The sequence below is a fragment of the Flavonifractor plautii ATCC 29863 genome (assembly GCF_000239295.1).
Classification (GTDB): Bacteria; Bacillota; Clostridia; order Oscillospirales; family Oscillospiraceae; genus Flavonifractor; species Flavonifractor plautii.
Map to the genome: position 1 here is coordinate 1 of NZ_JH417806.1, position 1,062 is coordinate 1,062.

Below are 1,062 nucleotides of genomic sequence, written 5' to 3' on the forward strand. Positions count from 1 at the left end.
AGTAATATGGCAAGGCGGTGCCTCCCTACTCCACAAGACCCATGGGCAGACCAAGGGCAAGTCGGGCTCCTACTCCACCAATTTCCAGATGAGCGGACGGGAGCTGCTTACCCCCGATGAGGTTCGTGCGTTGGATAATCGCTATTGCATCTTGTTCATCCGAGGCGCAAAACCCGTCATGGACCTAAAGTATGAACTGACCGAGCACCCCGCTATCCGCTACACCGTGGACGGAGGCGGAGCGCCGTATATTCACCATGGACACAACACCACACCGGCCATTCCAGGCACACCGTTCTTCCAGGTGATTTCTGCCGATGAAACCAACAAAGAAAAGGAGACTGCAGCATGAAACATGATCTGACCACCCGTAAGTATGAGCGCCGCGCACGGAAACTGTACGCCCTGTTTTCCTGCCTCGTTCTGGCGCTGACCGTTATGGTTATCCCGGCCTTTGCCGCGGACGATCCGCTGACGGTCGTCAACAACCTTTCCGAGTTCATCTTCTCCCTGATTCGGGCCATTGGCCTGATTCTGCTGGGCTTCGGTGTCCTCCAGCTGGGCCTGTCCCTCAAGAGTCATGACCCCTCTCAGCGGGCCAATGGTATGCTCACTATCGCTGGTGGCATCGTGATCACCTTCACCAAGGAGATCCTCACTCTCATCACCGGCTGATGAACATGAGAATAAAAAAATGCCCACCCGCAACCCAGCGCAGTGGTTGCGGGTGGGAGAGGAGGGACAAAGGAATGGAGCGTAATTTTCGCCGCCAGGCGAAAACGGAGCGAAATGGATTTCGTCCCGACGAGGAGGTGAAGTGATTGGGCAGTGGAAACTGGATTGTAGACAATCTGAATTCCGCCCTGCAGACCTGGAACGACAAACTCGCGGAGATCTGGACTTTGATCAGCACCACCCCGGAGGAATTCAAAGGCGGCGGGATCTGGAACGTGATCGTCAGCATCAACGGTGCACTCCAAGCCATCGGCTACGCTCTGCTGGTGCTATTTTTCGTGATGGGCGTAGTTAAGACCTGCGGCAGCTTTACCGAGCTGAAGAAGC

The 1,062-nt window shown here is 55.6% G+C and carries 2 protein-coding genes and 1 pseudogene; all 3 read left to right on the plus strand.

Features of this window, described 5'->3' with window-relative positions; translation table 11 throughout:
• Positions 1–352, plus strand: a 352-nt coding sequence (locus HMPREF0372_RS12075) for a type IV secretory system conjugative DNA transfer family protein (RefSeq protein WP_007492787.1), incomplete at its 5' end; no start/stop codon positions are given.
• On the plus strand, positions 349–675 hold the full coding sequence (locus tag HMPREF0372_RS12080) for a hypothetical protein (protein ID WP_007492789.1): 327 nt from the start codon (positions 349–351) through the stop codon (positions 673–675). The genes HMPREF0372_RS12075 and HMPREF0372_RS12080, both read left to right, overlap by 4 nt.
• Before the next feature lie 146 nt (positions 676–821).
• Positions 822–1,062: pseudogene (locus tag HMPREF0372_RS12085) on the plus strand (hypothetical protein); the annotation flags it as partial.